This is a genomic window from uncultured Caballeronia sp. (assembly GCF_964243625.1).
Lineage (GTDB): Bacteria > Pseudomonadota > Gammaproteobacteria > Burkholderiales > Burkholderiaceae > Caballeronia.
Window position 1 is genome coordinate 1 of sequence record NZ_CAXTGZ010000315.1, and the last position, 6,895, is coordinate 6,895.

Genomic DNA, 6,895 nt, shown 5'->3' on the forward strand with positions numbered 1-6,895 from the left:
AAGGCTCCGGCCAAGAAGGCTGCCGCTGCGAAGAAGACGACTGCTGTAGCTCCGGCAACGACGGCAACGACCCCTGCAGCGCCGGCTCCGGCTGCAACGGTCAAGACGGCGTTGAACCCGGCTGCTGCATGGCCGTTCCCGACGGGAAGCCGTCCGTAAGCGCAGGTGGTAGTGCAGTAATCCGACACACGCAATGTGTGTCGCGGCCGCTCAGTGTTACGCGGCCCAGACCCGCTGTCCGGTTTATATCGGCAGCGGGTTTTTTTATGGGCGAAAAAAAACGCATGCGCCCGAGGGACCATGCGTTTTCGCAAGCGCCGGCACGATCTGTTCGATCGCGCCGACGCGTCATCAACTTCAGTGGGTGACGCGCGTCACACCGCCGCTCGACAACAAGCGGACACGTTCGCCGGCCTGGAACACTTCGCCGGTTGCGGTTTGCGTAATGGCGCGCATGTCGCCGTTATCAAGACGCACGGTGATCTCCAGTCCGTTTTGCGTGGCGACACCGTTTTCAACAGCGTTACCCGCGACTGCGCCTGCGATACCACCAACGATGCCCGTCAGGATCGAGCCACGTCCGCCGCCCAGCGCGCTGCCGGCCACTGCACCCAACGCACCGCCGCCGATAGCGCCAAGGCCGCTCGGCTGGCCGTTGTTCGAGCTGATCTTCACGCCGCGCACGCTGTCGACGGTGCCCATGCGGACCGTTTCTTCGCGTTGCGCCTGCGATGCCGTGTACACGTCCGGCGAGCTGCTGTTGTAGGCGCATCCCGTCACGAAGACGCTGCTTACCAGCGCTGCTGCCAGCACTACTCGGTTTGTCGTGTTCATTCTTCACCCCTGCTAATTACTGCCGGCTGCCGTTTTTGAATAGCAGCCGGCCACGTCGTGTTTCATTGCTTCACGCTCAAAGCGCCATGCCGAACGCCGACTCGAAACGCTCGGCGATCTCAGCGCGCGTGGGCGCGTAGGTCTGTGGTCCCTGATGTTCGATCTTCAGCGATCCCATCAGGCTTGCGAGACGACCGGTTTTCGCCCAGCCCAGCTTGTTCTCGATGCCGTAAAGCAAGCCGCCGCGGAATGCGTCGCCGCAACCGGTTGGGTCGATGATCTGCTGCGCCTTCACAACCGGAATTTCTTCAATACCGTCAGCGTGCAGAATCTGCGCGCCGTGCTCGCCGCGCGTGATGATCAATGCGTCGACGCGGCTCAGAATTTCGTCGATAGACCAGCCGGTCTTGTTGCTCAACAATTTCGCCTCGTAGTCGTTGACCGCCACGTATGTGGCAAGTTCAATCATGCGACAAAGCTCCACACCTTCGAGAATCGGCAGGCCCTGGCCCGGATCGAAGACGAACGGGATGCCCGCCGCCGCGAGTTCTTCGACGTGCTGGCGCATGCCGTCGGCGCCATCCGGTGCGACGATCCCAAGCGTGATGCCCTTCGTTTCTCCGGCATGATTCAGGTGCGAATCCATCATCGCGCCGGGGTGGAATGCGGTGATCTGGTTGTTCGCCAGATCGGTCGTGATGAAGCACTGCGCCGAGTGCTGGTCGGGCAGGACACGCACGTATTCGCGCGACAAACCCAGTGCATCGAAGCGATCGAGGTAGAGCTGGGCATCGGCTTCACCGAGCGTCGCCATGATCTTTGCATCGCCGCCGAGCAACTGCAGTGCATAGGCAATGTTGCCCGCGCAGCCGCCGAAGTTGCGCCGCATCGTGGGGACCAGGAAGCTGATGTTCAACTGATGCACCTGGTCCGGCAGGATGTGGTCGCCGAAACGGCCCTGGAACGTCATGATGTTGTCGTAGGCGAGCGAGCCGCAGATGAGCGTAGACACTGGCGAAATTCCTGAAAATGATGGTAAAGGTGCGCGCAGGTGAAGGTTCCTGAGCACTGTGCATGCCCGGATGATGGCGCTGCGCATTCGTTGCGTTGCTCGTTGCGCGTTTCTCGCTATTCAACGCCACGAATGCACATGCCGCGGACTTCTGATGTCATGCATTGCCGGCGAGCAACGTTTTCATTCCTCGCCGGCGTCCCGCAAATTCTTCTGCTTACTTCAACGCGGCCAGCGCTGCGTCGTAGTTCGGCTCGTTCTTGATTTCCGGCACGAGTTCCGAGTACAGCACCTTGTCGTTTTCATCGATAACCACGACCGCGCGCGCCGTCAGGCCCGTGAGCGGACCGCTCGTGACATCGACGCCATACGCCTTGGCGAAATCATGGCTGCGGAATGTCGAAGCCGTCACCACGTTCGCGATGCCTTCCGTCGTGCAAAAACGCGACGCTGCGAACGGCAGGTCGCCGGAAACCACCACGACGACGGTGTTGTCGAGGCCGGCTGCGGCTTCGTTGAACTTGCGCGTGGACGTGGCACACGTGGGCGTATCCAGGCTCGGTACGATGTTTAGCACCTTCCGCTTGCCGCCGAAGCTCGCGAGCGTCAGGTTGCCGAGGTCCTTGCCGACCAGCGTGAAATCGGCTGCTTTTGCGCCGGCAGACGGGAAGGTGCCGGCGACTTCGATCGGGTTGCCGCCGAGGGTAACTTGGCTCATGTCTACTCCAGAATGGGTCTGATGGTCAGGGATTGAGCGCGTCGTCCGGCCAGAAGGGACGGGCGGCGCGCACGGAGACAACGACTAACTAAGAGTGAAGCGCGTCAGGGGTAGAAAATCTGCACGCGATAATTCGCCGCAACGGCGTCGCCGGTATCGAGCCGGACGATGACCGGTTGCGTACTGCGAGCGCCAAGGCCCGCGCCGATCTGCGTTCCCGGCCGCGCGTAATCCTGCGGCCAGAGCACACGGCGGATCGCGACGTTGTTCTTGTCGTCGAGCAGCGTGAGTTCCAGCGCGGGATACGCAATGGCGAGGTCGAAGCGATTGCGCAGCGACAGTTTCAGTTCGAGCTTGTGCGATCCATCCACCTGACGCAGGCCGGAATTCTCGATCTGCAATCCATCGATATCGCGCGGCGGCGCAACCGTGCAGCCAATCTGCTCGCACGCCTGAGCGAACAGCGGTTGCGATGCCGGCCAGTAGACCATGACGGTTTCACGCTGCCACCACGCGACTTGTGCGGCGAGCGCGACAAGCAGCACGAGCGCAATCAGTGAGCCGATGATCTTCCACGCCATTCCCGAACGCGCAACCGGACGCGTTTCGCGGGTGACGGGGAAGGGCTCGGCAGGAGGAGGGACGGCCGATGCCGGACGGCCGAAGCGCGGTTCGTCGTCGGCGTGGAGATCGTCGTCGGATTCTTCGGCCCACGGATGCGGAGTTTCGGCGCGTCGCGGCGCGGGCTTCTCCGGTTCGTCACGGGGCGCTGTCCGTCCGACAAACGGCTCGGTACGCGACTCGTGCAATGCTTCATTTTCCGTCCGGCCGATAAAAGGATCGACGCGCCTTGTCGGCTCGGGCTCCACTCGGCCAATGAACGGGTCGTTACGGCTGGGGGTGTTTGGTTCGGCTCGCGTCTGCGGACGATTGACTTCATGCCACGGCGATTCTGCGCGGCCATCGCCCGGGAAATCGCTCGCGTCGCGCGTACGTGACAACGCTTCGGCTTGCGCCGCAGCCAATCCGGCGAACGGTTCTTCCTCCGGCACGGCGTGCGCGGGGTTTGCCGCCAAATCTTCCTCAGCTTGAGGCCCGAGCGCGGTATCCGGGATGAACGGGTGCAGCGAAATGCCGAGCGCCTCGTCCTTGCCGCCGGCGACTTCCGCGCTCGACTTTTCCGCCCACGGACTTGCCGGATCGACCCCGTAGTTCGGAACGGGCGTAGCCGCGGCCGCCGCCTGCGCGGTCATCGCGATGGCATCGCGGTCGAATTGATAATGCGCGGCATCGAAAATTTCCTGGCAATGACCGCAGCGCACGCGGCCGTCGTGCGGCGCGAGCAGATGCGGGTCAAGGCGGAAAACCGTATCGCAGTGGGGACAGCGGGTAGCCAGCGCCATAGTTAGCCGAAGGCCAGAGGCCAGTAGATGGACGATGGCGCTATTCTAAAGGCTTTCGCGGCGGGTACCGGCAAGACATACCCATCCTTCGTGCTCGCGCCATACGCTGATGTCGATCCAGCGCGCGTAGACGGCCGCAACTTCGTCGGCCTGACGCGCAAGAATGCCCGACAGCGCAATGCGTCCGCCCGGTTTCACGCGGGTAGAAAGCATCGACGCCATCAGTTTCAGCGGGTTCGACAAGATGTTCGCCACGACGATATCGAACTGTCCTTCGGGCAGGTCGGCGGGCAGGCCGTAGGTCACTTCCGCGTGATTGCGCTCGCTGTTCTGGCGCGCGGATTCGACGGCTTGCGGATCGATATCGATACCCATCACCGGATTTGCACCGCATTTCTTCGCAAGAATCGCGAGGATGCCGGAACCGCAACCGTAGTCGAGCACGGACTGGTTTTCGAACACCGACTGCTCGATCCACTCCATGCAAAGCCGCGTGGTCGGATGGCTGCCGGTGCCGAATGCAAGGCCCGGATCGAGTTCGAGCACGAGCGCGTCGGGTTCGGGCGCGTCGTGCCATGACGGCACGACCCAGATCCGTTTGCCGATGGGAATCGGATCGAACTGGGATTGTGTGAGGCGCACCCAGTCCTGGTCTTCAACGTCGCGCAACGTGAACGAAGGCGTGTCCTTCAAGCCGATTTCATTGGCCGCTGCCGCAAGCAGCACGGCGGGATCGGCGTCATTGGAAAGCAGCGCAACCACGCGAGAACGGTTCCACGCTTTCTGATCCGGCGTGAGGCCGGGCTCGCCGAACAGGGGTTGCTCGTCGGGGGTATCGGCGTCGGCGTCTTCCACCGATACCGACAGCGCGCCCAGTTCCAGCAGCGCATCCGACAACGCTTCCGCGTGTTCCCGGTCCAGCTCGGCGATCAATTCCCGGTAGCTCATCTTTTGCTGCCTTACTTATAGTGCTGCGTCTTCCGCGGCGACGGCGGCTGCCGCCTTGCGCGCGGCGAGCTTGTTTTCGAGGTAGTGAATGCTCGTGCCGCCTTCGACGAACTTGGCGTCGATCATCATCTCGCGATGCAGCGGGATGTTGGTCGAGATGCCTTCCACCACCATCTCCGACAACGCGATACGCATGCGGTTGATCGCCTGCTCGCGCGTCGCGCCGTACGAGATCAGCTTGCCGATCATCGAATCGTAGTTCGGCGGAACGAAATAGCCGTTATACACGTGCGAATCGACGCGAATTCCCGGACCGCCCGGCGCATGCCACGACGTGAGACGTCCCGGCGACGGCGTGAACTTGAACGGATCTTCCGCATTGATCCGGCATTCGATCGCGTGGCCGCGGAACTGGATGTCCTTCTGGCGGAACGCGAGCTTTTCGCCGGCGGCAATACGAATCTGTTCCTGAACGATATCCACGCCCGTGATCAGCTCCGTCACCGGATGCTCGACCTGCACGCGCGTGTTCATTTCGATGAAATAGAACTCGTTGTTCTCGTACAGGAATTCGAACGTGCCCGCACCGAGATAACCCATCTTCTTGCAGGCATCGGCGCAACGATCGCCAATCCGGTCGATCAGACGGCGCGGAATGCCCGGCGCCGGCGCTTCTTCAATTACCTTCTGGTGACGGCGTTGCATGGAGCAATCGCGTTCACCCAGCCAGATTGCATTACGGAACGAATCGGCGAGGATCTGGATTTCGATGTGCCGCGGGTTCTCCAGGAATTTTTCCATGTAGACCTGCGGGTTGCCGAACGCGCGGCCGGCTTCTTCGCGGGTCATGTTCACCGCGTTCACCAGCGCCGCTTCCGTGTGCACCACGCGCATGCCGCGGCCGCCGCCGCCGCCCGCCGCCTTGATGATCACCGGATAACCCACGGCGCGCGCAATCTTCACGATTTCCTTGGGATCGTCGGGCAACGCGCCTTCAGAACCCGGGACGCAGGGCACGCCGGTCTTGATCATCGTCTGCTTGGCGGAGACCTTGTCGCCCATCATGCGGATCGTTTCGGGGCGCGGTCCGATGAACGTGAAGCCCGACTGCTCGACGCGCTCCGCGAAGTCCGCGTTTTCGGACAAGAAACCGTAGCCCGGGTGGATCGCTTCGGCGTCGGTGACTTCTGCCGCGCTGATCAGCGCCGGCATGTTGAGGTAGCTGAGGTTGGATGGAGCCGGTCCAATACACACGGCTTCGTCGGCCAACTTCACGTATTTTGCTTCTTTATCGGCTTCCGAATAGACGATGACCGTCTTGACGCCGAGTTCGCGGCACGCGCGCTGGATTCGCAGCGCGATTTCACCACGGTTCGCAATGAGGATTTTTTCAAACATAGCAAGGTTTCGACTCATCGATGGACCGCCGGGACAAGGGTCCGTGGCGTTCCTGGGAGATCGGCGGCGCGTCTCGGCCGTTGTCTGTCTGACAGACGTGGCGAGCGCCCGAGTGCTGCGTTTCACCGGGCGCGCGTGCTGCGTGCGACGCCTCGATTGAAGCGCGGGAGATCAATCGCCGATTACAAAGAGCGGTTGGCCGTACTCGACGGCCTGACCGTTCTCGACCAGGATTTCCTTCACGACGCCCGACTTGTCCGACTCGATTTCGTTGAGCAGCTTCATGGCTTCGATGATGCAGAGCGTCTGCCCTTCCTTGACCGTGTCGCCCACTTGCACGAACGCGTCTGCGCCCGGCGACGGCGCGCGGTAGAACGAGCCGACCATCGGCGAGGTGACAACGTGGCCTTGCGGCACGACGGCAGCCGGCGTAGCCGGTGCGCCTGCAGCAGCGCCGCCGGCGCCTGCATCGCCCGACTGGCTGTACTGCGGCGCCTGGCCCATCTGGCCTTGCGGCATGTACTGCGGGGCCTGCATATAGACCGGCGCGGCATTCTTGACGATGCGAACCTTGCCTTCGCC

The 6,895-nt window shown here is 62.4% G+C and carries 7 protein-coding genes; all 7 read right to left on the reverse strand.

Annotated features, from left to right (window positions below; translation table 11 throughout):
* Positions 1-357: 357 nt before the first annotated feature.
* Positions 358-834, reverse strand: coding sequence for a glycine zipper 2TM domain-containing protein (locus tag ACFFAR_RS20080; protein ID WP_062167952.1), 477 nt, complete (start codon positions 832-834; stop codon positions 358-360).
* Between the two features lie 76 nt (positions 835-910).
* A complete protein-coding gene (locus tag ACFFAR_RS20085; protein WP_375508339.1) occupies positions 911-1,846 on the reverse strand; it encodes a carbohydrate kinase family protein in 936 nt (311 codons plus the stop codon).
* Between the two features lie 217 nt (positions 1,847-2,063).
* Positions 2,064-2,564: a thiol peroxidase gene (gene tpx, locus ACFFAR_RS20090; protein WP_062167948.1), complete on the reverse strand. Its 501-nt coding sequence runs from the start codon at positions 2,562-2,564 to the stop codon at positions 2,064-2,066.
* Between the two features lie 104 nt (positions 2,565-2,668).
* Positions 2,669-3,967, reverse strand: a complete 1,299-nt coding sequence (locus ACFFAR_RS20095; protein WP_375508340.1) for a zinc-ribbon and DUF3426 domain-containing protein — start codon at positions 3,965-3,967, stop codon at positions 2,669-2,671.
* A gap of 45 nt (positions 3,968-4,012) precedes the next feature.
* Entirely contained in the window at positions 4,013-4,915 is a 903-nt protein-coding gene (gene prmA, locus ACFFAR_RS20100) for a 50S ribosomal protein L11 methyltransferase (RefSeq protein ID WP_062000278.1), read from the reverse strand.
* A gap of 15 nt (positions 4,916-4,930) precedes the next feature.
* Positions 4,931-6,313 (reverse strand): acetyl-CoA carboxylase biotin carboxylase subunit, encoded by a 1,383-nt coding sequence (gene accC / locus ACFFAR_RS20105; protein ID WP_062000277.1) that lies wholly within the window; start codon positions 6,311-6,313, stop codon positions 4,931-4,933.
* A gap of 171 nt (positions 6,314-6,484) precedes the next feature.
* Positions 6,485-6,895 (reverse strand): acetyl-CoA carboxylase biotin carboxyl carrier protein (gene accB, locus ACFFAR_RS20110; protein WP_375508341.1); only part of this gene is annotated, 411 nt, incomplete at its 5' end.